The sequence below is a fragment of the Williamsia deligens genome (assembly GCF_024171765.1).
GTDB classification, from domain to species: Bacteria; Actinomycetota; Actinomycetes; order Mycobacteriales; family Mycobacteriaceae; genus Williamsia_A; species Williamsia_A deligens.
This window is the reverse complement of the sequence record NZ_JAMTCI010000001.1, coordinates 1,098,368-1,123,269: the sequence shown is the minus strand read 5'-3', so window position 1 is coordinate 1,123,269 and position 24,902 is coordinate 1,098,368. Positions and strand designations below refer to the sequence as shown.

Genomic DNA, 24,902 nt, shown 5'->3' with positions numbered 1-24,902 from the left:
CGGACGCGCGGGCATGCGCGCCGCCCCCCACCGGCTTCTCGATGACGCGAGGAGAGTCTAGAGCGATGCCGTCGCCGTGGACAGCGCAATCGAACCGGTCCGGTCCCGCCGTGCATGGGACAGGATGGTCCCCATGGCAGACGACGAGCGCCGGGCCCGGTCCGCAGCGCACTACCTCGACCTGCCCGCCACCGACGCGCTGCGTGCCGTGGTCGACCTGGCCCGGCGCCACGCCGGTGCTGACGTCGCGGCGATCACCATCGTCGGCGGGACGGGGCACCGCACTCTCGTCGCTGTCGGCGCCGAGCCGGGTGAGACCCGGGTCGCCGGCGCCGATGCCGCCTGCCTCGGCGCCATCGATGTTCCCGGACCCGTCGTCGTTGCCGACGCCGCCAACCACACCCCGATCACCGCCATGACGCAGGCGATGCTCGACGCAGGATTCGCCTCCTATGTCGCGATCCCGCTCACCGGGCGGGAGGGCCTGCCCGTCGGGAGCCTCGTCATCGCTCACACGTCACCTCTCATCGATCTGGACATCCCTGCCCTGACGCAGTGTGGGCTCCTCGCCCAGCACTGTCTGGACTCTGCGCGTAGCGACGACACCGACGCGCACACCTCCACCATCGGCGACATCGTCGACGCGTTCACCGTCGGCGACATCCGCCCGTGGTACATGCCCATCGTCGACCTGACGACGCACAGGGTGCGGGCCGTCGAGGCGCTGGCACGGTGGGCCGGCCCCGAGCGGACGGCGCCGGCTCCGGACCAGTTCATCCCCATCATCGAGAACACCGACCACATCATCGATTTCGACCTGACGATGCTGCGACATGCGTTGTCCGACCTCACCGCCTGGCGTCGACAGTCATCCGCTGCACAGGCTCTGAACATCACCGTCAACTTCTCCGCTCACCACTTCTACCGACCGGACTGTGTCGCGCGCATCGACGGTGTCGTGCGCGACTTCGACGTCGATCCCACCTCGATCGGCATCGAGATCACCGAGACCGCCGCGGTCCCGACCCGAGAACTCATCGACGCAAACGTCATCGACGCTCTGCGCTCTCGCGGGTACCGGGTGATGCTCGACGACATCGGTGGGATGTGGTTACCCACACCGCATCTGCTCGCGTTCACGTTCGACGGGTTCAAGGCCGATCGCACGATCGGCTCATCCCTGCACACACCCGCCGGCACAGCGGTCGCCCGCGCATTGACCACCCTGACCGCGGACCTGGGTGCGGTACTGGTGATCGAGGGCATCGAGACGCCTGCCCAGGCACAGCAGGCCGCACACCTCGGCGCCGCCTACGGTCAGGGATATCTGTGGAGCCCGCCGCGCCCGGCGGCCGACCTCCTCGACGTCGTCGACTCGATCAACGGCGTGCCGTCGACCGGTCCCGAGAGAGCCGGCTGAGAGGCTGGGCCAGGGTCGCCCGGTACAGGCGCACCGGCGGTGCGTCGGGTCCAGGCCAGTGTGGCGGCAGCACCGCACACTCCGCTCACCGTTCCGAGGACGAAGCCACCGAAGTTCGCCGCCGGCAGGGCCACCAGCGCGATGACCATCGCGCTCACCCCCGCCGGTACCTGTGCACCCGGCCGGACCAGGACGCATCCAGCGCAGCTGAGCATGAGTGCCCCCAGCAGGAGGGTGGAGACGCCGCTGATCGAGCTGATCGACACCATCACGTCACCGAGATGGATGGTCGTGTAGGCCGGGAGCAACAGCAGCAGACCCGATGCGACACAGAACATGGACCCGACGAAGGGTCGGGTACGCCGCCACGCGGCGAACCGCCGACGGCGTGACCGACGTGCGCTGCGGGTCAACACGTGTGACTTCCGCGCCGTACGTCGAGGTCGAAGCGGCGCATCGAGAGTTGTTCCGCGGTGAACGACAGGCCGGTGAGCCGCGCTGTGGTCATCACCGAACCGCCCGCGACGATCCCGGCGGTGGCGACACCCTTCACCTCGCCCACGGTGGACACGTCGACGCCCAGGTGGGTGTCGCGAACGCCGATCGACCCCCCGAGGTCGCTGACGTCGGCGACGATCCGATCCGCGGTGGTCCCTGTGCCGGGGACCCGGAGGAACATCGTCACGTCGCCGACCACAGGCACATGCGCGACCGTGGACATGCACAGATCGGTCAGCGTGACCGACTGCATCAGGATCGCGATGCTGGACCTCGATCCCGCGGCGGTGCCGATGCTGCGAGGGAAGAGCGTGATGCTCCGCGCGTCGGCCCTGGCGATCGTCGCGGTGAACGGCTGACCGGAGATCGCGACGTTCATCGGCAGCTCGCCGGCCGCGATCCCACCCCCCAGAATCGTCGCGAGCAGCAGATCGACCCCGGTGATGACCGCGAAACGCAGTTTCCGGACTCGGCCGACAGCAGGAGGTCGCGCAGGCAATGTGAACCCCGATGGTCTCAGACGGTGGATGGCGAGGGGGTGACGTGAACAGACAGCGCCCTCGACACGAGACATCCGTGGGGCGGGGCAGAGCCCCGCCCCACGGACGCATGGGAAGACGGTGTCAGGTGGGGTCGACAGCGTCCTTGAGCTTGCCCATCACACCCTTCTCGGTCCCCAACGACGCCGACTGCGGATCGCCCATCGCGCCGTCATAGGTCGCGTACAGCTTCGGGTTCGGCGGGGGGCCGGCCTGCGGGCTGCCCAGCGGTCGCGGATCGGCGAGGAAGCCCAGTTCGCGACGACCGTCGGGAGCCGTCCCGTGGGCCCAGCGACCCTTGTCGGACTCGGTGCCGTCCGAGAGGTGCCACAGGGACGTCGCGTGCTCGGAGTGCTCCTCGTCGAGAAGGGCGTTGGGCGCGATGACGTCCTCGTAGCCGTCGGCGCGCAGCTCCTCGATCGCGGCGAGCCACATGTTCTGGTGGTACGTGTCGCGCGCCAGGTTGAACTTCAACATGTCCTTGACACCGGGGTCGTCGGTCATGTGGTAGAGCCGTGCCGTCTGCAGCCGGCCCTGCGACTCCGCGGAGACGTTGGATCGGAAGTCCGCCAACAGGTTCCCGCTCGCGACGATGAAGCTGCCCTGCCAGGGCACGCCGTTGCTGTTGGCCAGCATGGCGGCCCCACCGTTGACGATCGCCTGTTGCGGGTCCATGCCGCCCATCACCGCGGCGACGACGGGGTCACCCATCGCGTTCTTGGTGGACTCGGTCGCGGGCGCTCCCTCGAGCAGGCGGGCGATCATGGTCGCGATCATCTCGACGTGCCCGATCTCCTCGGTGGCGACGTCCATGATGAGGTCCTTGTACTTGCCCTTCATGCGGCAGTTCCAACCCTGCATGAGGTACTGCATGGTGACCGTCATCTCACCGAAGGTGCCGCCGAGGAGCTCCTGCAGCTTGCGGGCGTAGACGGGGTCCGGTTTCTCCGGCGCGACGTCGAACTGCAGATGGTCGGTATGGGTGAACATGGTATTTCCCTTCGTCGCAGAGGATCTGCGGTGTCGATCGAAAGACGTGCGTGCGTGTCAGCGGTCGTGCGTCGCCCGGGCGGTCGTGAGCGTCCCGGGTGTCCGTGTTGCCGGGAGCGTGAGGCCGAGCAAGATCATCCCGGCCGCGAGAACCAGGTGGAGCCAGTTGTCGGCGGTGTTGAGAGGGACGAAGTTCGCCGAACTCGTCTCGTCGACCACCAGGCCGTAGACCCAGAGGACGGCGTAGATGACGCCGCCACCGACGAGGTATGCCCGCGACGTCCTCGCGGTGCGCGACAACGCGAGTCCGGCCACGCCGAAGGCGAGGTGGACGACGTTGTGCAGTGCGGACACGGCGAAGATGCCCAACAACTTCGCGCCGGAATGATGTCCGGCCCAGCCGAGCATGTCGTAGTCGGTGGTGATCCCCGGGATGAAGCCGAGGATCCCGACGACCAGGAACACGGCCCCGACTGCCGCGGCGGCGAGCCGCAGCGGTGAACGGGACAGTGGGGGTGCCGTGGTCGTTGTCGGACGAGTGGTCACGATCGCCTCCTGATGGGAGTTCGTGGGGACGGGTGTCGACGACACCCTCTGAGGCCGCGGCGGCGCCTCTCGGCCACGACTGGCGGGGGCTTCCCCCATGTAGGTGTTCGGAAACCTGCTGCCCGGAGATCGGGAGACGGCACGGGTGCCACGTTTGACCCTCGACGACGGGGGCACCCGCCGGACATGAGCGAGCATCCCGAACAGACCATCGACCGCCCTGGACACATCGAGGACATGGCGGAGAAGCCCCGCGACGAGATGACGAACTACGTCGGTCGCGGCCTGCTGTCCGGCCGCAAAGCGCTTGTCACCGGTGGGGACTCGGGTATCGGCCGTGCCGTCGCCGTCGCCTTCGCGAAGGAGGGTGCGGACGTGTCGATAGCGCATCTGAGTGAGTTCGACGATGCCGCAAGGACCTGTGAGCTGATCGAGGCGGAGGGCCGGACCGCCCTGTCCATCGACGGCGATCTGGCCGATCCCCAGCACTGCCGCGACGTCGTGGCCCAGACGGTGGAGGCCCTCGGTGGCCTCGACATCCTGGTGAACAACGTCGCCTTCCAGAACCCGGTCGAGGACTTCCTCGAGCTCACCCCCGAGCAGTGGTACCGCACCTTCGACGTCAACATCCACAGCTTCTTCCACGTCACGCGCGCCGCCGTGGACCACCTGACGGGTGGCGGCGCCATCATCAACACCGGGTCGATCAACGGGCTGCGGGGCAACAAGACCCTCATCGACTACTCGGCGACCAAGGGTGCGGTGACGGCGCTGACCTATTCGCTGGCGCAGTCGTTGCTGGAACGGAAGATTCGCGTGAACTGCGTGGCCCCCGGCCCGGTGTGGACCCCGTTGATCCCGGCCACGATGCCCGCGGACCAGGTCGCCGAGTTCGGCAAGCAGGTGCCGTTCGGGCGTGCGGCCGACGCCGACGAGATCGCGCCGTCCTTCGTGTTCTTCGCCTCCGAGACGATGTCGTCCTACTACTTCGGTGAGGTGCTCGCCCCGATCGGTGGTGAGACGCTGCCCGGCTGAGGCGGATCGCCCGGCCATCGCGTAGGCGAATTGCCGCACGCACGAGTCGAATCGGGTTTCGCCCGGTCTGTTGGCTGGTGAGGGTGCATTTTCGGGCCGTTGCCGCTGCTTCGCGTTCAGATGTGGGTGTTCACGGCGTCCAGAACGTGCCACTATCGGTACAGGACCGGACGCTCGGTTGAGTTGGAAGCCGTACGGCAATCCGGTTGTCGGCGCGAGAAGTGCGCACATCCCTGAAGCTCCGTGCTTTTCATGGCACCTCAGGCAATGCGTTCTAGCATCCGCCCGTGGCGTCGCCGACCCGAGATCAACCCAGGAACCGGGTGATTCACGATGTCCAACGCTCCGCACGAATCCACGTCGAGCCGCCGGCCCCGCGGCAATCATGACGACGACTACGCCGATGTTCCCCGCCAAATCCTCGACATGGCTACCCTGACGGGAGTTCAGCGAGAATTGCTGCGGGACAGAGTCATTGCTCGCTGCCTACCATTGGCCGACCACGTCGCCCGTCGTTTCGGTGGCCGCGGTGAGCCCTACGACGACCTGCTCCAGGTGGCGCGTGTCGGCCTGGTCAACTCCGTCGACCGTTACGACCCGGAGCGCGGCAGCGATTTCCTGTCGTTCGCCGTCCCCACCGTGATGGGCGAGGTCCGCCGATACTTCCGTGACTCGGCGTGGTGCATGCGCGTGCCGCGTCGTACGAAGGAGAACTACCTGCAGATCAAGCGGGTGTCCGACGTGCTCATCCAGCAGTTGGGCCGGTCACCTCGGCCGGCCGAGATCGCCGCGGAGACGGGGTTGTCCATCGACGACGTCGTCGACGGGTTGGTCGCCGGCGCGTCGTACCACACCACGTCCATCGACGCGGAGTACGGAACCGACTCGTCCACGTCCAGCATCCGGGAGACGATGGGTGCACGCGACGACCGACTGGGCCAGATCGACGAGCTCGTGTCCGTCCGGCCCGTGCTGGACGCGCTCCCCGAGCGCGAACGCCGGATCCTGATCCTGCGGTACTTCGACTCGATGTCGCAGTCGCAGATCGCCCGCGAGGTGGGTATCTCCCAGATGCACGTGTCCCGCATCCTCGCCGCCACCCTGGGCCGGTTGCGCGCCGGTGTCGCCGACGATCCCGTGATCGCCGACGCCGCCTGACGTCTCAGGGCAGATCGCGGGTGGCGGGACCCTCCAGCACGGCTCCCCGGGCATCGAACCGGGAGCCGTGCAGCGGGCAGTCCCATGACTCCTCGGCGGCGTTCCAGTGCAGGATGCCGCCGAGGTGGGGACACACCGGCGTCACGTCGGTGGTCTCGCCGTCGACCCGGCATCGCCCGACCGGGCGGACTCCGTCGCGTCCGACCCTGCCGTCACCGTCGGCGGTGGGCGCCGGACCCACCGACCGGGTGAGGGCACCGACCCACCCACGGGCCATGTGCATGCCGACCTGGGCGTTCATCTGTGCCGCCGACACGACCGAGGTGACCTGCGACGGCCGCCACGAGCGATACACGTCCGCCCACGGGTGGCGACCACCCAGGAGCCGACCGCTGCAGGCGATCGCCGCGGCCACCCCGTTCGTCATGCCCCACTTCGAGAACCCGGTCGCGACCAGCACGCGGCTCTCGCCCGGCAGCACGGGACCGACGACGGGCAGTTCGTCGACCGACGAGTAGTCCTGGGCCGACCAGCGCGACCGGAGTTCCGCTCCGGGGAAGGTCGCCCGTGTCCACCGGATCAGCTCCTCGACGTGGGCGCGCTCGGAGCCGGTCCGTCCCGTCTCGTGCCCGAAACCGCCGACCATGAGGACGCGCTCGTCGCCGTCCGGGGACGGCCGCCACGCGTACCGCAGCGAGACCGACGGCGATCCCGCGGCCAGTGACATCGATCGTGGGATCTGGTCGTCGGGCAGGGAGAACACCGCGCTGTAGGACCGTTGGGCGGTCAGGCGGGCGAAGTGCGCACCGCGGTCGAGGATGGGCATGCCCGTCGCGACGGTGACGCTGCCGGCCCGCACGTGCCCGTGATCGGTGCGGAGGGTGAGGTCGCCGGTCGACGGCAGACCCGGTATTCCCAGCCCGGGCAGTCCCGTCCCGCGGACCCGGACGCCCTCGATGAGGACGCCGCCGTGGGAGCGCAGGTCCTCGGCGAGGGCGTCGAGGACCGGCATCGGGTCGAGCTGTGCCTGGTCGGGCAGGGCCACCGCGGCCGCGACGTCGAACGGGAGGTCGGTGTCGGCGACCATCTGCACGTCCAGCCCCGCCTCGAGGGCAGCGCGATGCTCGGCGACGACGGTGTCCGCCGACTTGTCGTCGGAGGCGTAGGTGATGGCGGTCTCGCGGTCGACGGGGATGCCGGCGTCGGCGCAGAACCGCAGCAGCCACTCCATGCCCTCGCGGTTCGCGTCGACATAGGCCGCGACCACCGCGCTGTCGTGACGGGAGGCGATCGTGGACAACCGCGTGCCCTGCAGCAGGCTGACCTTGCCGGTGGTGTGTCCGGTGGTGACGGCTCCTGCCGTGCGGGCCTCGATCACCGCGACCGTCGCACCCGCGCGCGCCAGCAGGACCCCGGTGACCAGGCCGGTGATGCCGGCACCCACCACGACGTGGTCGTAGCGAGATCCAGTCAGGTCGGCCACCTCCGTGCCGGGGTGGGGCGCCACGGGACGGTTCTCGAGCCACAGCGATGACATGGATCTCCTCCGGTGATGGGCACACGTCCGGGCCGGTCGGCGCTCTCAGACGTCGTGATTACCCACGGTGAGGCGGCACAAACACCGTCGTCGCCGCCCGTCGGCGTTTGAGCGACCCCCACGCGGGTACCTCGGCAGCGACAGCGGCGGGATCGACCTCGCCGCGGTGAGGAGCCCGACCGTGAGTGCCGCCCCGTCCGACGACTGGACACAGTCGTCGGCGATGGTGACCATCACGGTCGCTCCCCAGAGGGTGTCGGTGATGCGCTCGGTGGTCGAATCACTCTTGCTGCGACTTGATTTCAGCGTGGAGGCGACCGCCGACCTGATGATGGCGATCACCGAGATCTGCGAACAGATCGTCGACCGATCCTCGCGTTACCGGCCCGTCACCTGTTCGGTCGTTGTCGGACCAGACGCTGCCGACGGCGAGGTCCGCGGCGTGATCGACGCACTGCTGCCGCGATTCGGTCAGGGAATCGGGTGGCACCTGGTCCAGGCGGCGGTCGACAGGGTGGACGTGGCCACCGAGATCTGTTCGGAGGGACGGGATGTCACCGTCTCGTTCAGAAAGCTACGCGAAAGCGCCTGACACGTGACCGTGTTAGGCGCTCTCGCGTCAGGTGGCGCGTCCGCGTCAGGTGGCGTAGTTGATGCCGACGCTGATCGCGCCGGCGACGAGCAGGGCGAAGAGCAGCACGACGACGATCCCGGCGATGATCTTCGCCGTGCGCCCCGTCGGCGGGAAACGCCGTGTGACAGGGGGATCGGTGTCGTCGTGGACCCAGGCGGTCGCTTCGGCGGCGGGCGGCGTCTCTCCCGGTGACACGCCACCGCCGGGTTCGAGGTCGGGGGTCTTCTCGGGTTCGGTCATCGTCGAGACATACCCGTCGGCGAGGGGCTGCAAACGAGGTCACTGGTCATGTTCCCGACGCTACGGACGTCGATCAGCCGTGGCGAGCCACCAGCGGTGTCGTCGGTCACGTGCGGCCGAACAGAGACATTCCCGGCCGGAGGTCTCGATGCGGTCGCGCCTCCCGGACGCATCGGTTCTGTACGATCAGTTCAGGAATCTGTACGCGTGGAACGGCCGGGAGACATGAACGCTGATCTGGTGGTGCTCACCGACGACGCCGGGCGCCCGACCGGCACCGCCGACCGGACGGCGGTCCACACGCTGGACACGCCCCTGCATCTCGCATTCTCCTGCTTCGTCGTCGCCGACGGCGCCATCCTCATGACCCGGCGCGCCTTGTCCAAGCGCACGTGGCCCGGTGTGTGGACCAACTCCTTCTGCGGGCATCCCCGCCCCGACGAGGCCGTCGAGGACGCCGTCCGGCGGTACGCCCCGCGCGAGCTCGGTCTGCGCGTGACCGACCTGCAGTGCGTCCTGCCGGACTTCCGCTACCGCGCCGTCGACGCCAGTGGCGTCGTCGAGAACGAGATCTGCCCGGTGTTCGTGGCGCGGCCGGTCGGCCCGGTGGACGCCGCGCCCGATGAGGTGGCCGAGCACGCCTGGGCGGATGTCGCCGACGTGTGGACGTCCGTGCGCGCAACCCCCTGGGCCTTCAGCCCGTGGTTCGCCGACCAGGTGGCGCAGTTGTCGCCCGACGATCTCCTCCGACCGGTCGCCGCTCGCAGCTGACCGGCACGCCGTCGGCGACTGCCGCGGTGCGACCGAGCCCGGCGCGTCGGCCCGTACCGCGGCCGTGGCAGCATCGCCCACCGTGGGTGGGACGGACAGAACGCATCGGGGCGGTCGGTGTCTCGCGATCCTGGCGGCCGCAGTCGGGCTGATGTCGTCGGTCGTGGGCTGCAGCGACGCGGAGCCCGTTGACCACGTCGCCGCGATGCACGGGACATCGAGTCCCGTGTCAACGACCACCGCGGTTCAGCGTCCGTCCGAGCTGCCGCGCGGGGGACGGACCGTCTTCGGTGACGGTCATCGGCTCGTCGCGCTCTACGGGACCGGCGACGGTGGGGGACTGGGCGCCCTCGGTGTCGGCACACCCGAGGCGGCTGCGACGCGCCTGGAGCAGCAGGCGGCGGCGTACGCGCGGCCGGGCCGACCCGTGCGGCCGGTGATGGAGATGATCGTGACCGTCGCGGACCCCACCCCGGGTCCCGACGGGTGCTACGCGCACGCCGTGGCCGACGGGGACGTCGACCGGTACCTCGCCGCCGCCCGCGCGCACCGGCAGCTCGTCGTGCTGGACGTGCAACCCGGCCGATGCCCGTTCCTGCCCCAGGTCATGCGGTGGAGCCGATATCTGGCCCAGCCCGATGTCGGCCTCGCGCTCGACGCCGAGTGGCGGATGCCCCCGGGCGCGGTGCCCGGTACCCAGATCGGCACCGTCACGGCCGGCGAGGTCAACGCGGTCACCGACTGGCTCGCGGGCGTCGTCCGCCGGGGCGCGCTGCCGCAGAAACCGTTGGTCCTGCACCAGTTCACGCCGGACATGATCACCGACCGCGCCGCCCTCGCGGCGCCCGTCGAGCTCGCGCTCGTCAACCACACCGACGGCTTCGGGACGACCCCCACGAAGGTGCGCAAATACGCGGAGCTCGCCGACCCGCGGATGCACAGCGGGTTCAAGGTCTTCTACCGGCAGGACATCGGGATGATGGGACCGGCGCAGGTGCTCGCCCTGGCGCCGCCGCCGGATTACATCAGCTATCAGTGATCTCCCGGTGACGAATGCGTTTGTGGGGTCCACGGCCGGGTACCCACCTTCCATGCACAAGGGAGAACTGGTCTCGGTCGCGTTGCCCGACGGCCGACGCTGCGTCTGCACGGTGGTCGCGGTCCGGCACAGCCCGGTCGACTTCGTCGAGCTGCAGCCGATCGGGGGCGGTGCCCGCATCGCCGCCGCGATGTCACGCATCACCGAGTCCCGGGTCGTCGACCAGGAACACGGGGTCGAGCGCGTCATCGCATCGCTCGTCCTCGCACCCGCCGGCTGAGCCGTCCCGGACGGGTCGTCGGCCAGGGTCGACACACCAGGGTCGACACACCAGGGTCGACACACCGGGGTCGACACACCGGGGTTGACACCTGTCCGGATGCGTGTCCACCATCGCGGATGGTGTCGACGCAGCCCCGGGTCGCGATCATCGGCGCGGGCTTCGGCGGTCTGTGCGTCGCCCTGCGCCTCGCAGCCCGCGGTCATCACGACTTCGTCGTGTTCGAGCAGGCCGACGACGTCGGCGGCACCTGGTACGCCAACACCTATCCCGGCGCGGCGTGTGACGCCCCGTCGCACATCTACAGCTACTCCTTCGCACGTACCGTCTCGTGGTCGCGGCGGTTCGCCCCGGGCCCCGAGATCCACGCCTACCTCCGTCGATGCGTCGACGACGCGGGCATCGCCGACCGGATCCGCCTGTCGACACCGGTGCGATCGGCCGCCTGGGTCGACGGTCGGTGGCAGATCGCCCTCGCCGACGGGACCACCGACGTCGCCGACGTGCTCGTCCCCGCGCTCGGACAGTTGTCGGTGCCGAAGGTGCCCGGGTGGGCGCAGCCCGAGGCGCTGGCTGCCGCAGGGTTCACCGGAGAGGTCGTCCACACCGCTCGATGGCGCGACGACGTCGACCTCACCGGGCGGCGCGTCGCGGTGGTCGGCACCGGGGCCAGTGCCGTGCAGGTCGTCCCCGAGATCGTCGGCGACGCCGCGCACGTCACGGTGTTCCAGCGCAGCGCGCCCTATGTGATGGCGCGGCCCGACGCCGAGTACGGCGCGCGTCGTCGGAGGATGCCGGGCTACACGGCGGTCGCGCGGGCATCGATCTGGGCGGTGTTCGAGCTGTTCACCCTCTCGTTCTGGCGCTGGCCTGCGAGCATGGCGGTGGTGCGGCGACTCTTCCTCCGACAGCTCCGGTCAGCGGTGCCCGACCCCGCCCTGCGTGCCGTCCTCACCCCGGACCACGAGATCGGGTGCAAGCGGATCACCGTGTCCAGCGACTGGTATCCCGCCCTGCAACGGGACGATGTGGACCTGGTGACCGACCGGATCAGCGGCGTGGCGGCGTCGGGGATCGTCGCCGGGGACACCACACACCCGGCCGACGTGATCGTCCTCGCCACGGGATTCGCCACCACGGAGTTCTGTTCGACCGTCGACATCCGGGGTCGCAACGGCCTGTCACCGGCCGAGGCCTGGCGGGACGGGGCGGCCGCGCACCTGGGGATGTCGGTCCCGGGTTTCCCCAACCTGTTCCTGGTATACGGGCCCAACACGAACCTCGGCGCCGGCTCGATCGTCTACATGCTGGAGACGCAGACGGCGCACATCCTCGACGCGGTCGCGGCCATCACGGCGACGGGAAGCGGCCTCGAGGTGCGGCGCTCGGCGTACGACGGATTCCGGCGTGCGGTGCGCGCCGCCGAGGGGCGGACGGTGTGGGCCGGCTGCCGCAACTGGTACCGCGACGACCACGGCCACGACATCCACAACTGGCAGTGGTCGATGTGGTCGTACCGTCGCCGGGCAGGTCGGATGCGTCCCGCGGACTACCGCGCCGTGACAGTGACGTAGGTCACTCCCCGACGTCGCGGTGTGATCGAACGCACTTGTTTACAGGTCGGAACCCGCGCCGTATCGTGACAATGAGCGTTGACGACAACAGAAATTGTCACATCGATGACGGCGACGATGCCGTCTGACAACGGAGGTGCACGATGACGGTGATCGCCGACAACACGGTTGAGCAGGACGCAGCTGCAGGGCAGGCCGCCCCGACCGAGTCGCGTCTCGATCAGGGGGCTCACGAGGTCTCCGACCGTCTGATCGCCTCCGCGGCGCGGCTGTCGCGCAACGCGATGACCGAGGTCGACTGGGACGAGCCCATGGACCCGACCAAGTACGGCTGCAGCCCCGAATGGTGCACCCTGTACGGCACCGACCTGTGGAACAGCCTGTCGACCGAGCAGCAGATCGAGCTGACCCGGCACGAGACCGCGTCGGTCGCCTCCAACGGCATCTGGTTCGAGATGATCCTGCAGGAGATGGTGCTGCGCGATCAGTACCTGGGCCAGTACCACAGCCCCGAGTTCCAGTGGTCGCTCATCGAGATCGCCGACGAGTGCCGCCACTCGCTGATGTTCGCGAAGGGCTCGGAGAAGCTCGTCGGCACGTCGTACCGTCCGTCGCGCGTCGTCGGCTGGTTGGGCCAGGGCTTCAAGTTGCTCGCCCGCAAGGAGGTCGCCTACGCGGGCATCCTCGTCGCGGAGGAGGTGCTCGACGTCCTCCAGCGTGGATGCATGAACGACGACCGCGTCCTGCCGTTCGTGCGCACCATCAACGAGATCCATGTCCTCGAGGAATCGCGGCACATGAAGTTCGCCCGCGAGGAGGTCCGGGACTCGCTGAAGGGTGTGGGCTGGCTCCGTCGCCAGATCAGCGCGCTCATCATCGCGATCGCCGGCTTCGTCATCGTCGGCAGCCTGCACTCGCCGGAGGCGTACGTGAACGCCGGTCTCGACCGCAAGCAGGCACTGGCCGCCCGTCGCGGCAACGCGCACTTCCACTCGATGATGCGGGGCAGCTGCACCCACCTCATGGAGTTCCTCGACAGCGTCGGTCTGCTGACCCGCCCCGCGGCGTTCTGGTACCGCCGCGCGCACATCCTCTGATCGCGCGCAATGGCTTTCGCGATCACCCAGTCGTGTTGTAGCGACGCCGGGTGTGTGTCGGTGTGCCCTGTCGGATGCATCCACCCGGCGCCGGGTGAGCCCGGGTTCGGCACGGCCGACATCCTGCACATCGACCCGGAGAAGTGCATCGACTGCGGCGCCTGCGCCGATGCCTGTCCCGTCGACGCGATCTTCCCGATCGACCGGCTGGGTGTGAAGGACGCGCATTTCGCCGAGGTGAATGCGGCGTACTACCGCGACACCGAGGTCGATGCCGGTCCGACGACCACGCAGTACGCGCGGCTGCCGCGACTCCCGCAGGGACTCCACATCGCGATCGTCGGCACCGGGCCGTCCGCCGGATACGCGTTGCGGGCCGTGCTGAACCGGACGACGGCCGCCGTCACGGTCATCGACAAGCTGCCCACGCCGGGCGGTCTGATCCGCTCGGGTGTCGCACCCGACCACCCCGCGACGAAGAACATCATGCACGGCTTCGACCTGCACCTCCGTGACCCGCGGGTGACGATGTTGGGTGGGGTCGAGATCGGTACGGACGTCGCACCATCCGACCTGGCCGACCACTTCGACGCCGTCGTCTACGCCGTGGGGGCGTCCGAGCCGCGACGTCTCGGGATCGAGGGTGAGAACCTCGCCGGCAGCACCAGTGCCACCGAGGTCGTCGCCTGGTACAACGGCATCCCCGACGTCGAGAACCCGCTGCGCCCCGCGACGGTCGGGCGCACCGTCCTCGTCGGCACCGGCAACGTCGCGCTGGACATCGCGCGGCTGTTCCACACGTCGTCGGATGCGCTGCGCCGCACGGACATCGCCGACCGCTCGCTGCCGTTCTTCGACGAGAACGCGACCTCGGAGATCGTCCTGCTCGGACGGCGTGGTCCCGAGACCGCGGCGTACACGAAGGCCGAGTTCGCCGCGTTGACCGCGATGCCCGACGTCGAGATCGTCACGCTCGATGCCGCCGACGTCGAGCCCGAGACGTTCGCCGGGCCACCCGAGCCGGGTCGTCGTCGGGTCGTGTTCGTCTTCGGGACAGCGCCCGTCGAGGTGGTCGGGGACGACGCCACGATGACCGCCGTCCGTGTGCGCAGTGGTGACCGCGAGTACGCGATCGCTGCGGACAACCTCATCAGCTCCATCGGCTACCGGACGCGTCCCATCGAGGGGCTGCCGTTCGACGGCGACGCCGGGATGATCCCGAGCCGCGACGGTCGCGTCGTCGACGGCGACGAGGTCCTGCGCGGCTCGTACGTCGTCGGGTGGGCCAAGCGCGGGCCGTCGGGCGGCATCGGAGCCAACCGCGCCTGTGCCGAGGACACCGTGCAGGCCGTCATCGACGACATCGCCGAGGGGCGTGTGCCCAGGTCGGCCAAGGACGGCGGTGACTTCGAGGCCTTCCTCAAGAAGCGCGGCGTGTCCCCGATCCGTCGTCGCGGAATCGCCACCATCGACCGCGTCGAGCGGGAACGGGGTCGTGGCGCCGGCCGTCCCCGTGTGAAGCTCACGAGCGCAGCGGAACTCACCGAGACCGCGCGTCGTCGGCGTCGTCGCCGGGGCTGATCACGACACGAGATCGGGATAGAGCGCCGGAACCCCTCCGGACAGTCCCGCGCGCACCTGCGCACTGATCTCGTCGGCGACGATCTCCGGCACGCCGGCCGCGAACTGGTCGAGGGCGAGCGTGGCCACCTCCGCCGGGTCGGACTTGGGTCCGTCCACGCCGGCCGCGAGGTCGGTGTCCATGTAGCCGACATGCAGTCCGGTCACCGTGATGCCCCGGGGGGCCAGCTCGGCCCGTACCGAGTTCGTCATGGACCATTCGGCCGCCTTCGACGCGCTGTACCCGCCGAGCTCGGGTGTCGCGTACCACGAGAGAACGCTCAGGACGTTGAGGATGGCCCCGCCTCCGTTCGCCTCGATGAGAGGCGCGAAGGCGCGGATGACGTCGGACGTCCCGAACACCTGCGTCTCGAACTCCCGATGCAGGTCCGCGACGTCCCCGCTCAGCCAGGATGCGCCGGTGGCGATCCCCGCGTTGTTGATCAGCACGGTGACGTCGGAGGCCAGGGCCGCGGCGGCCGTGACGGAGGCGTGGTCGGTGATGTCCAGGGCAACTGCGCGCACCCCCGCGATGTCGACGGACTCGGGGTCGCGTGCGGCCGCGTAGACCGTCGCCCCGCGCGCCACGAGTTGTTCGGCCAGATGGCGGCCGAACCCTCGGTTCGAGCCGGTCACGAGAACGGTGCTGGTGGTCAGATCGACGGACATTGTTCCTCCTGGCTTCGTGAATCCAACTCAGCGTAGCTCAGTTGGAGAATCCAATCCAGGGGTAGGATGGAGGTATGCCCGAGGACCGAGCGATCAAGGGTGGTGGCCGATGCGCCATCGCCCGGACGGTCGATGTCCTGCGCGATCCGTGGACCTTCCTCATCGTGCGGGAAGCCCTCGACGGGGTCACCCGCTTCTCGGACTTCCGCACGCACCTCGGCGTCGCGAGTGACGTTCTGACCCAACGCCTCCGGGCGTTGGTCGACGCGGGCGTCCTGCGCCGCGAGGACTACCGCGAACCCGGAGCGCGGGAGCGGCCCAGCTACCACCTCACCGAGCGGGGCGCGGACCTGACGGTGGTCGTCGCGGCGCTGCAGCAATGGGGCGATGCCCACCTTCCCGTGGACTGCGGTCCGACGGTGGTGCGACGGCACAGGCTCACGGGCGCGCCCGTCGATGTCGCATTCGTCGACGGGGACGGGCATCGGGTCGCCCGTGAGGACGTCGTCTTCGAGCGGACCGCGGCCTACCCGGTGCGCGACTGATCCGAGGGCCGGCCCGGTCGTAGCCTCAGGGCATGGACTTCTCTCACTCCCCCCGGGCGACCGCGCTGGTCGACGCCGTCTCCGAGTTCGTCGCTACCGAGATCGAGCCGATCGAGGACGGGTACCACCGGGAGCTCGCCGCGGTGCGCGACTCCGGCGGCGACCCGTGGGTGCCGCTGCCGGTGTTGGCCGAGCTGCGGGAGAAGGCCAGGGCCCAGGGTCTGTGGAACCTCTTCCTCCCGGCCGGGCACGAGGGTCCGTGGGCGGAGCGGTACGGCACGCGCGGCGGTGCCGGGCTGAGCAACGTCGACTACGCGCCGGTGGCGGAGGTGATGGGTCGGTCGGCGATGGCCCCCTACGCGTTCAACTGCAACGCGCCGGACACCGGCAACGCCGAGGTGCTGTTGAAGTACGGCTCGCAGGACCAGAAGGAACAGTGGCTCGCACCGCTGCTCGCCGGCGAGATCCGCAGCGCGTTCTGCATGACCGAGCCCGGGGTGGCGTCGTCGGACGCCACCAACATGGAGCTGACCGCGGTGCGCGACGGCGCCGACTACGTCCTGAACGGTCGTAAGTGGTGGTCGACCGGGGTCGGCCACCCGGACTGTCGCATCCTCATCGTCATGGCGGTCACCGACGCCGACGCCGACCGCCACCACCGCCACTCGATGATCCTGGTCCCGCGTGACACCGACGGCGTGGTCGTCGAGCGGCTGCTCGACACCATGGGCTTCAAGGACGAGCCCTACGGCCACGGCGAGGTGAGCTTCACCGACGTCCGCGTCCCCGCCGAGAACGTGATCGCCGGCGCGGGGAAGGCGTCCGAGATCGCTCAGGGGCGTCTCGGTCCGGGTCGCGTGCACCACTGCATGCGTCTGATCGGACTCGCCGAGAAGTCACTCGAGCTCGCGATCCGTCGCGGCATGGAACGCACGGCGTTCGGCAAACGCCTGATCGATCTCGGCGGCAACCGCGAGCGGATCGCGTGGGCGCGCATCCAGATCGACTCCGCGCGCCTGCTGGTGCTGAACGCGGCGTGGAAGCTCGACGAGGGCGGTCCGGCGAACGCGCTGTCGGAGGTGTCGCAGATCAAGGTCGCGGTCCCGACGATGGCTCAGCAGGTCATCGACGTCGCGATGCAGATCCACGGCGGCGGTGGGCTCAGCAGCGACACCCCGTTGGCCTCGGCGTGGACGGCGGCACGGGCGATCCGACTCGCCGACGGCCCCGACGAGGTGCATCTGGGTGTGGTCGCCCGCCTCGAACTGGCCAAGCACCGCTCGGACCCGCGCTGACGGTCTCGGCGGTCGGCTCGTCCGGTCAGAACGCGTAGCGCACGCGCAACCACGGCGTGGTGGTCGCGATGAGGTCGCAGAGGTCCTCGACCCCACGACGTTTCACGTCGTTGCGGTAGCGGACGTTGGTCATGCCGTTCTGTGATCGCTTGGGCTGCTGGATGTCCGGACGCCACAGCGCGTCCTCGGCGCGCGGGTGCCAGCCCAGGTTGACCTCGTGCAGCTGCTCGTTGTGGGTGAGGAAGATGACCTCGGCGGCCGCCTGCTCGCGGAACGCGGCGCCCGTGCCGTCGGCGATCTGCTCGAGCAGGTCGCGCCAGTCCGCCAGCCAGCCGTCGCGGATGACGACCGGTGACAGGTTCAGATGCACCTCGTACCCGGCGGCCACGAAGTCGTCGATGGCGGCGATGCGGTCGGCGATCGGCGTGGTGCGGATGTCGAGCAGTCGGGAGTCGCTCTCGGGCATGAGGGAGAACCGGATGCGCGTGCGCCCCCGTGGGTCCAGGTCGAGCAGGGACCTGTTGACGAACTTCGTCGCGAACGACGCCTTCGCCGTGGGCATCTCGGCGAACGCGGTGACGAGGTCGGCGACGTTGTCGCTGACGAGTGCGTCGACCGAGCAGTCGTTGTTCTCGCCGATGTCGTAGACCCACGCGTACGGATCGCACTGGTTCGGTTCCGCTTTCGCGCCCTGACGGACGGCGTGGCGCCGGAGGTAGCCCACGATGCGGTCGATGTTGGTGAACACCGTGATCGGGTTCGCGTAGCCCTTGCGACGCGGCACGTAGCAGTAGGCGCACGCCAACGCGCACCCGTTCGCGATCGACGGGGCCACGAAGTCGGTCGAGCGGCCGTTCGGACGGGCCGACAGCGACTTCTTCTCGCCGACGACCAGGTTCTCGATCTTCGTGCGGACCCAGCGGTCCGCGCTGCCGGCGTTGCCGTGGAGCTCGGGGATGTTCCAGTGCGACGCGACCTCGACCACCTCGGCGTCCGGGAAGCGCGCCCGCACCTGCTGTCCGCGGGGGCTCTCGAGCGCGCCGGGTTCGGCCCAGAGCGTCCGGACGTCGAGCAGATCGGTGACGACGGGGCGTGACGTCGCGGGTGAGGCGGGCATCCGCCCGTTCTACCGCGTGCCACCGACAAGCCCGCGCCGTCCGCGGTCGGCCTCAGTCGGTGCGTCCGGTCCGTCGGTGCCACGCCGTGCGGTCGCCACCGGACCCCTTGGCCTCGTACATGGCGAAGTCGGCGTCGCGGAGCACCTCGTCGATCGATCGGTGGTCGCCGACGGGGACGGCCACCGCGCCGACGCTCGCGGTGATGCGGACGGAGTGCCCGTCGAGCTCGATGGCCTCCTGGAGGACCTCGTGGAGGGCGTCGGCGACGTCGGCGACGGTGTCGGTGTCACCGCGCAACACGGCCACGAACTCGTCCCCGCCGACGCGTCCGATGACACCGTCGGCCGGGATCGCCGACGACAGTCTCGTCGCGACGTGGGTCAGGATGTCGTCGCCGACGCTGTGGCCGAGGGAGTCGTTGACGGACTTCAGGGCGTCGAGATCGATGTAGAGGACCCCGAGGTCGTGGTCGCGGTCCGGCTCGCGGACGGCCGCAGCGAGTTCCTCGACGACGTGCTGGCGGTTCGCGAGGCCGGTGAGCGAGTCGTGCCGTGCCAGGTACTCGAGGTGGGCGGCGGCCCGCGCATCGGCCGTGACATCGGCGAACGTGCTGACCACGAGCTGTGCCTCGTCCGCGCCCACCAGGGTCGTGGTGCCACTGATCGTCACCGTGCTGCCGTCGCGCCGGGTGATCTCGAGTCCGAACCGGCTCGGCGACGGCGACCGCTGGGCGGTTCGCTGGGGGAGGTCGGCGAGGGTGATCGGGTGCCCGTCCGCCCTGCGCACCGCACCGCGTTCGAGCATCATCGCCGGCAGGTCGGTACCGACGACCGCGTCGGCGTCGACCCCGAGGATCGCGGCCGCTGCCGGGTTCATCGACCGGACGTACCCGTGACGGTCCTGGACGATCACGCCGTCGACGAGGCTGTCGACGATCTCGGCGAGGCGTTGTTCGGCGGCGCGCGCCGCCTCCTCCGCCGTCGTCTGGCCGGTCAGGTCGCGCACCATGGTCAGGATCGCGGGTCGGTCGTCCCACGTCGTGGATGTCGATCGGGCCTCGACCGTCCGCACCCTCCCGTCGCGACGGACCACCTGTGTCACCACGGTCGCCCGCGCCGGTCCGCCCGAGACGAGGGCCGAGACCCGATCGACATGGGCGCTGCGGGAGTCGACATGGATGTACGTGTCGATCCGCTCACCGATGACCTCGGACGGCGAGGCCACTCCGAGAATCCCCGCCCCCGAGGGGTTCGTGTAGAGGATCCGCTCGCCGTCGTGGACGCACATCCCATCCGGGGAGGTCTCGACGAGCTGTCGGAACCGATCATCCATCGTCGGTGTCGTCCACTCTCTGCAGGCCGCGGGGATCTCACGAGGCCGGTGACCGGAGCGTAGGGGACGACGATGCCCGCCGTCAGGCGGACGACCGTACGGCGGTGGGCTCGCGTGCTTTGTCCGCCTTGTCGTTGCAACGTCACCGCAACGTCGCGGTCCTAGTGTCTGGCCTCACACTGCGCCGGCGATCCCGGCCGCACATCCCGGCGTCGCCGGGGAGGAGACAGGAGCACGACGGTGTCCATCGACGAACCGATCCGCACCCAGCCGCCGACCGCCGCCGCGCCCGGTGACGACTACCTGCAGAAACGCCAGTTGAAGGGCGGCACCGCCGGGTGGCTGCTGCTGGCCGGCCTGGGTGTCAGCTACGTCGTCTCCGGTGACTACTCGGGGTGGAACTTCGGCCTGGCCGAGGGCGGCTTCGGCGGGTTGGCCATCGCGGCCGTCGTCATCGCGGCGATGTACGTCTGCCTGGTGCTGGGCATGGCGGAGCTGTCGTCCGCGCTGCCCGCCGCGGGCGGCGGGTACACGTTCGCGCGACGCGCGTTGGGGCCGTGGGGCGGATTCGCCACCGGCACAGCCATCCTCATCGAGTACTCCATCGCCCCCGCCGCGATCGCCACCTTCATCGGGGCCTACGTCGAGTCGTTGAACCTGTTCGGCATCACCGACGGCTGGTGGGTCTACCTCGCCGTCTACGCGATCTTCATCGCCATCCACCTCTCCGGGGCGGGCGAGGCGCTCAAGGTCATGTTCGTCATCACGGCCATCGCCCTGGTGGGGCTGATCGTCTTCGCCGTGAGTGCCCTCGGACAGTTCGACATCGGCAACCTCACCGACATCGCCCCGACGACGGCCGCCGGCGCCTCGGACTTCCTGCCCTACGGCTACATCGGCATCTGGTCGGCGATCCCCTTCGCCATCTGGTTCTTCCTCGCCGTGGAGGGGGTACCGCTGGCCGCGGAGGAGACCGCGAATCCCGAGCGCAACGTCCCCCGCGGCATCATCGCGGCGATGGGGATCCTCGTCGTCACCTGCGTCGCGGTGCTCGTCCTCACCACGGGTGCAGGAGGGGCCGACGCCATGTCGGCGTCGGGCAACCCGCTCGTCGAGGCGCTCGGCGGGTCGTCCATGGCGACGGTGGTCAACTACATCGGTCTCGCCGGTCTCGTCGCGAGCTTCTTCTCGATCATCTACGCGTACTCGCGGCAGTTGTTCGCCCTCTCGCGGGCGGGATATCTCCCGACGGTGCTGTCGGTGACGAACAAGCGCAAGACACCGACATGGGCGCTCGTCGTGCCCGGGGTCATCGGGTTCCTGCTGTCGCTGACCGGTGAGGGTGCGCTCCTGCTGAACATGGCCGTTTTCGGTGCCGCGCTCAGCTATGTGTTGATCATGGTGAGCCACATCGTCCTGCGTCGCCGTGAGCCCGACATGCCGCGTCCGTACCGCACCCCCGGTGGCGTCGTCACCACCGGCTTCGCGCTCGTCGTCGCGGTCGTCGCGGTCATCGCCACGTTCCTCGTCGACACGGTCGCCGCCCTGAGCTGCCTCGGTGTCTTCGCGGTGTTCATGGCGTACTTCGCGTTCCACAGCCGCCACCACCTGGTGGCCGCGTCCCCCGACGAGGAGTTCGCGGCGCTCGCCCGCGCGGAGGAGGACCTCCGGTGAGGTTCTCCCAGTCGCTCGCGGGGACCACCTACGAGTTCGACGGTCTCGTCGACCTGATGGCGAAGGCGACCCCGCTGCGCTCCGGTGACGAGCTGGCGGGGTGCGCCGCGGAGTCCGATGCCGAACGCGCCGCCGCGGCATGGCAACTCGCCGACGTGGAGCTCTCGACGTTCCTGTCGGAGCTGGTGGTCCCCTACGAGACGGACGAGGTGACCCGCCTCATCGTCGACACGCACGACGCGGACGCGTTCGCCCCGATCTCCCACCTCACCGTCGGCGGGTTCCGCGACTGGCTCCTGGAGACCTCGACGCGCGACGACGCCGCTGCCCGGTTGGCCGCGGTGTCACCCGGTCTGACACCGGAGATGGTCGCGGCCACGTCGAAGATCATGCGCAACCAGGACCTGGTCCTCGTCGCGAAGGCGTGTTCGGTGGTGTCCGGCTTCCGGACGACCATCGGCCTGCCGGGACGCATCGCGACACGGCTGCAACCGAACCACCCCACCGACGACCCCCGGGGGATCGCGGCGGCCACCCTCGACGGCCTGCTGATGGGGTGCGGCGACGCGGTGATCGGGATAAACCCGGCCACCGACTCGCCCGAGGCGACAGCGGATCTGCTGTACCTGCTCGACGACATCCGACAGCGGTTCGCGATCCCCATGCAGTCCTGCGTCCTCTCGCACGTGACGACGACGATCGAGCTCATCGAGAAGGGCGTCCCCGTCGACCTCGTCTTCCAGTCGATCGCCGGGACGGAAGGCGCCAACACCGGCTTCGGTGTCGATCTCTCGATCCTCCTGCAGGCCAACGAGGCCGGGCGTTCCCTGGGGCGGGGAACCGTCGGGGACAACGTCATGTACCTCGAGACGGGTCAGGGGTCGGCGCTCTCGGCCGGTGCGCACATCGGCACCGGCGGCCGGCCGGTCGATCAGCAGACGCTGGAGACCCGCGCGTACGCGGTCGCGCGGGCGCTGGATCCCCTGCTGATCAACACCGTGGTCGGTTTCATCGGTCCCGAGTACCTCTACGACGGCAAGCAGATCATCCGAGCGGGTCTCGAAGATCACTTCTGCGGGAAGCTGCTGGGCCTGCCCATGGGCGTCGACGTCTGCTACACGAACCACGCCGAGGCCGATCAGGACGACATGGACACGCTGCTCACGCTTCTCGGCGTGGCCGGCGCCGCATTCGTCATCGCCGTCCCGGGCGCCGACGACATCATGCTCGGCTACCAGAGCCTGTCGTTCCACGACGCCCTCTACGTCCGACAGGCGTTGAACCTTCGTCCCGCACCGGAGTTCGAGGCGTGGCTGGCGGGACTCGGCATGGCCGACACCGACGGTCGCATCCTGCCGGTCGACGTCGGGTCGTCGCCGCTGCGATCACTGACGGTGGCACGGTGAGCACCGCCCGCGAGCCCGCCGTCGACGGGTGGGCCGATCTCCGTCGCACCACGCAGGCACGGATCGGACTCGGTCGGGCCGGCAACTCCCTACCGTCACAGCGCGTGCTGGAGTTCCGGGCCGCCCATGCCGCCGCCCGCGACGCCGTCCACGATCCCCTCGACGTGGAGACCTTCGCCGCTGCGGTCCGCGAGGTGGGTCTCGGTGAACCGGTCCACGTGCAGAGTCGGGCGGGTTCGCGCAGCGAGTACCTGCGGCGTCCGGACCTCGGTCGACAGCCCGACGATCTCGGCGGGCTCGAGGCAGCCGACGCCGACATCGGCATCGTGCTCGCCGACGGCCTGTCGCCGCGGGCCCTGGTCGATCACGCGACGGGCCTGCTGAGCGCCCTGAGAGACGTCCTCGCAGAACGGTTCTCGGTGGCACCGCCGGTCATCGCCACCCAGGCGCGGGTGGCGCTCGGCGACCACATCGGGGAAGCGTTGGGCGTCGGGACCCTCATCGTGGTGATCGGGGAGCGACCGGGCCTGTCGGTCGCCGACAGCCTCGGCATCTATCTCACCCATCTGCCGAAGCCGGGACGCAGCGACGCCGACCGCAACTGCATCTCGAACATCCACCCGCCGGATGGACTCGACTACGCGACGGCAGCGCGAATCGCGCTGTCCCTCGTCGAGGGTGCCCGCAGGCTCGGTCGGTCCGGGGTCGCCCTGAAGGACACGTCCCGGGCCGAGATCTCCTCCACCGCAGCACCGGTCATCGACGCGGGGTGATCATTCCCGCCGGCCCCGCGACTCCCGCAGGGCCCTGGCCTTCTCGACGAACTGGGCGTCCTTCTCGTCGTTCTTGACCGACGCCCTGGTGTCCCGCGGCGGCAGCTGGACGCTCTCCTCCGCGGGAAGCCCGGCCTGCAACTCGCGAGCGCGTTCCAGTTCGGAGTCGAACTCGGCCCCGAACAGCAGCGCCAGGTTGGTGATCCACAGCCAGAGCAGGAAGACGATGACGCCGGCGAGCGCGCCGTAGGTCTTGTTGTAGCTGCTGAAGTTGGTGACGTACACGGCGAACGCCGCCGACGCCACGATCCAGGTGACGATGGCCAGGAGTGCGCCGGTGCTGATCCATCGGAACTTCGGCTGCTGCACATTGGGTGTCGCCCAGTAGAGGATCGCGACCACGGCGACGACGAAGACGAGGATGACCGGCCACCGCGCGATGTTCCAGACGAGCAGGGCCGTGTCGCCGAGTCCGATGGAGTCACCGATGGTGCGCGCGATCGGACCGCTGATCGCCAGCATCAGCGCGACCGCCGCCGCCATGACGACCGCCACGAGGGTGACGAGCAGCATCGCCGGACGCAGCTTCCAGATCGGCCGCCCCTCCTCGATCTCGTACATCCGGTTGAGCGCCCGGCCGAACGCCCCGACGTACCCCGACGCCGACCACAGCGCACCCAGGAGTCCGACGACGAGCGCGAACCCGGCGCTCGGGGCGTCGACGAGTTGTTGGACGGGGTCACGCAGCGCGTCGACCACCGACGCCGAACCGATGTCGCCGATCGCGTCGAGGACCGCGTTCATCGTCCGCTGCCCCTGCCCGAACACACCCAGCAGCGACACCAGTGCCAGCAGTGCGGGGAACAGCGACAACACCGCGTAGTAGGTCAGGCTCGCCGCGATGTCGGTGCACTGGTCACGGGAGAACTCCCGCGCCGTCTTCTTCAGGACGAAGATCATCGACGGCTTCGTCAGGTCGGTGGGGGAATCGGGCTTGCGCGCATCATCAGGCTCGTCGGTCACGGGGAGGGGGATTCCACGTGGGGGGCCCGACGAAACGTATCGAACACCCCGGCGAATGCCGTACACATGTTCTATGAGGGAGACGTTGC

25 protein-coding genes are annotated in these 24,902 nt (G+C 69.4%); 15 read left to right on the top strand and 10 right to left on the bottom strand.

Annotation, left to right across the window (positions count from 1 at the left end; all coding sequences use genetic code 11):
- The first annotated feature begins 133 nt into the window (after positions 1-133).
- Entirely contained in the window at positions 134-1,420 is a 1,287-nt protein-coding gene (locus tag LX14_RS05335; RefSeq protein ID WP_253646217.1) for a sensor domain-containing phosphodiesterase, read from the top strand.
- Here the strand turns inward: LX14_RS05335 and LX14_RS05330 are convergent.
- From LX14_RS05330 to LX14_RS05315, 4 genes are all read right to left on the bottom strand, one after another.
- Positions 1,318-1,836, bottom strand: a complete 519-nt coding sequence (locus LX14_RS05330) for a DUF6114 domain-containing protein (RefSeq protein ID WP_308214073.1) — start codon at positions 1,834-1,836, stop codon at positions 1,318-1,320. The genes LX14_RS05335 and LX14_RS05330 overlap by 103 nt on opposite strands.
- Positions 1,830-2,297, bottom strand: coding sequence for a DUF6230 family protein (locus tag LX14_RS05325; protein ID WP_253646215.1), 468 nt, complete (start codon positions 2,295-2,297; stop codon positions 1,830-1,832). The genes LX14_RS05330 and LX14_RS05325 overlap by 7 nt, the downstream gene beginning before the upstream one ends.
- Before the next feature lie 244 nt (positions 2,298-2,541).
- Entirely contained in the window at positions 2,542-3,447 is a 906-nt protein-coding gene (locus LX14_RS05320; protein ID WP_253646214.1) for a manganese catalase, read from the bottom strand.
- Positions 3,448-3,504: 57 nt separating this feature from the next.
- The gene (locus tag LX14_RS05315) at positions 3,505-3,993 is read right to left on the bottom strand and encodes a DUF4383 domain-containing protein (RefSeq protein ID WP_253646213.1); all 489 of its coding nucleotides are present in this window, start codon (positions 3,991-3,993) and stop codon (positions 3,505-3,507) included.
- Positions 3,994-4,179: 186 nt separating this feature from the next.
- Between LX14_RS05315 and LX14_RS05310 the strand changes: the two genes are divergently transcribed.
- On the top strand, positions 4,180-5,028 hold the full coding sequence (locus tag LX14_RS05310) for an SDR family oxidoreductase (protein WP_253646212.1): 849 nt from the start codon (positions 4,180-4,182) through the stop codon (positions 5,026-5,028).
- A 333-nt stretch (positions 5,029-5,361) separates the two neighbouring features.
- Complete coding sequence (locus LX14_RS05305; RefSeq protein ID WP_308214072.1) at positions 5,362-6,186, top strand: SigB/SigF/SigG family RNA polymerase sigma factor; 825 nt, start codon at positions 5,362-5,364, stop codon at positions 6,184-6,186.
- A gap of 4 nt (positions 6,187-6,190) precedes the next feature.
- Here the strand turns inward: LX14_RS05305 and LX14_RS05300 are convergent, their stop codons facing one another.
- Positions 6,191-7,723 (bottom strand): FAD-dependent oxidoreductase, encoded by a 1,533-nt coding sequence (locus tag LX14_RS05300; protein WP_253646210.1) that lies wholly within the window; start codon positions 7,721-7,723, stop codon positions 6,191-6,193.
- Positions 7,724-7,946: 223 nt separating this feature from the next.
- On the opposite strand from LX14_RS05300, the gene LX14_RS05295 reads away from it, so the two are divergent.
- Positions 7,947-8,315 (top strand): ATP-binding protein, encoded by a 369-nt coding sequence (locus LX14_RS05295; RefSeq protein ID WP_253646209.1) that lies wholly within the window; start codon positions 7,947-7,949, stop codon positions 8,313-8,315.
- Between the two features lie 45 nt (positions 8,316-8,360).
- Here LX14_RS05295 and LX14_RS05290 read toward each other — a convergent pair whose 3' ends face one another.
- Positions 8,361-8,597: a DUF6480 family protein gene (locus LX14_RS05290; RefSeq protein WP_253646208.1), complete on the bottom strand. Its 237-nt coding sequence runs from the start codon at positions 8,595-8,597 to the stop codon at positions 8,361-8,363.
- Between the two features lie 225 nt (positions 8,598-8,822).
- Here LX14_RS05290 and idi point away from each other — a divergent pair, with 225 nt between their 5' ends.
- The 6 genes from idi to LX14_RS05260 all read left to right on the top strand — a co-directional run bounded on the left by idi (position 8,823) and on the right by LX14_RS05260 (position 14,939).
- A complete protein-coding gene (gene idi, locus LX14_RS05285; RefSeq protein WP_253646207.1) occupies positions 8,823-9,368 on the top strand; it encodes an isopentenyl-diphosphate Delta-isomerase in 546 nt (181 codons plus the stop codon).
- A 226-nt stretch (positions 9,369-9,594) separates the two neighbouring features.
- Positions 9,595-10,407 carry a hypothetical protein gene (locus LX14_RS05280; protein ID WP_253646206.1) on the top strand — a complete coding sequence of 271 codons (813 nt, stop codon included), beginning with the start codon at positions 9,595-9,597 and terminating at the stop codon, positions 10,405-10,407.
- A gap of 52 nt (positions 10,408-10,459) precedes the next feature.
- Positions 10,460-10,687: a hypothetical protein gene (locus LX14_RS05275; RefSeq protein WP_253646205.1), complete on the top strand. Its 228-nt coding sequence runs from the start codon at positions 10,460-10,462 to the stop codon at positions 10,685-10,687.
- A gap of 122 nt (positions 10,688-10,809) precedes the next feature.
- A complete protein-coding gene (locus tag LX14_RS05270) occupies positions 10,810-12,261 on the top strand; it encodes a flavin-containing monooxygenase (protein ID WP_253646204.1) in 1,452 nt (483 codons plus the stop codon).
- Positions 12,262-12,404: 143 nt separating this feature from the next.
- Positions 12,405-13,358: an AurF N-oxygenase family protein gene (locus LX14_RS05265; protein ID WP_253646203.1), complete on the top strand. Its 954-nt coding sequence runs from the start codon at positions 12,405-12,407 to the stop codon at positions 13,356-13,358.
- Between the two features lie 9 nt (positions 13,359-13,367).
- Positions 13,368-14,939: an FAD-dependent oxidoreductase gene (locus LX14_RS05260; RefSeq protein WP_253646202.1), complete on the top strand. Its 1,572-nt coding sequence runs from the start codon at positions 13,368-13,370 to the stop codon at positions 14,937-14,939.
- Here the strand turns inward: LX14_RS05260 and LX14_RS05255 are convergent, their stop codons facing one another.
- Positions 14,940-15,647, bottom strand: a complete 708-nt coding sequence (locus LX14_RS05255) for an SDR family oxidoreductase (RefSeq protein WP_253646201.1) — start codon at positions 15,645-15,647, stop codon at positions 14,940-14,942. It abuts the gene before it with no gap.
- Between the two features lie 74 nt (positions 15,648-15,721).
- Here LX14_RS05255 and LX14_RS05250 point away from each other — a divergent pair, with 74 nt between their 5' ends.
- The gene (locus LX14_RS05250) at positions 15,722-16,192 is read left to right on the top strand and encodes a winged helix-turn-helix transcriptional regulator (RefSeq protein WP_253646200.1); all 471 of its coding nucleotides are present in this window, start codon (positions 15,722-15,724) and stop codon (positions 16,190-16,192) included.
- A 32-nt stretch (positions 16,193-16,224) separates the two neighbouring features.
- Positions 16,225-17,487, top strand: coding sequence for an acyl-CoA dehydrogenase family protein (locus tag LX14_RS05245; protein WP_253646199.1), 1,263 nt, complete (start codon positions 16,225-16,227; stop codon positions 17,485-17,487).
- A 25-nt stretch (positions 17,488-17,512) separates the two neighbouring features.
- Here the strand turns inward: LX14_RS05245 and LX14_RS05240 are convergent, their stop codons facing one another.
- Positions 17,513-18,604: a spore photoproduct lyase family protein gene (locus LX14_RS05240; protein WP_253646198.1), complete on the bottom strand. Its 1,092-nt coding sequence runs from the start codon at positions 18,602-18,604 to the stop codon at positions 17,513-17,515.
- Positions 18,605-18,656: 52 nt separating this feature from the next.
- Positions 18,657-19,937 carry a sensor domain-containing protein gene (locus LX14_RS05235; RefSeq protein WP_253646197.1) on the bottom strand — a complete coding sequence of 427 codons (1,281 nt, stop codon included), beginning with the start codon at positions 19,935-19,937 and terminating at the stop codon, positions 18,657-18,659.
- 240 nt (positions 19,938-20,177) lie between these two features.
- Here LX14_RS05235 and eat point away from each other — a divergent pair, with 240 nt between their 5' ends.
- Genes eat through eutC form a run of 3 tightly spaced genes read left to right on the top strand, consistent with a single transcriptional unit; the run spans position 20,178 to position 23,790 of the window.
- A complete protein-coding gene (eat, locus tag LX14_RS05230) occupies positions 20,178-21,611 on the top strand; it encodes an ethanolamine permease (RefSeq protein WP_253646196.1) in 1,434 nt (477 codons plus the stop codon).
- Positions 21,608-23,017 carry an ethanolamine ammonia-lyase subunit EutB gene (locus LX14_RS05225; RefSeq protein WP_253646195.1) on the top strand — a complete coding sequence of 470 codons (1,410 nt, stop codon included), beginning with the start codon at positions 21,608-21,610 and terminating at the stop codon, positions 23,015-23,017. Before eat ends, LX14_RS05225 begins: the two co-directional genes overlap by 4 nt.
- Complete coding sequence (gene eutC, locus LX14_RS05220; RefSeq protein ID WP_253646194.1) at positions 23,014-23,790, top strand: ethanolamine ammonia-lyase subunit EutC; 777 nt, start codon at positions 23,014-23,016, stop codon at positions 23,788-23,790. Before LX14_RS05225 ends, eutC begins: the two co-directional genes overlap by 4 nt.
- Here eutC and LX14_RS05215 read toward each other — a convergent pair whose 3' ends face one another.
- Complete coding sequence (locus tag LX14_RS05215; RefSeq protein WP_372505362.1) at positions 23,791-24,825, bottom strand: YihY/virulence factor BrkB family protein; 1,035 nt, start codon at positions 24,823-24,825, stop codon at positions 23,791-23,793.
- Positions 24,826-24,902 lie beyond the last annotated feature (77 nt).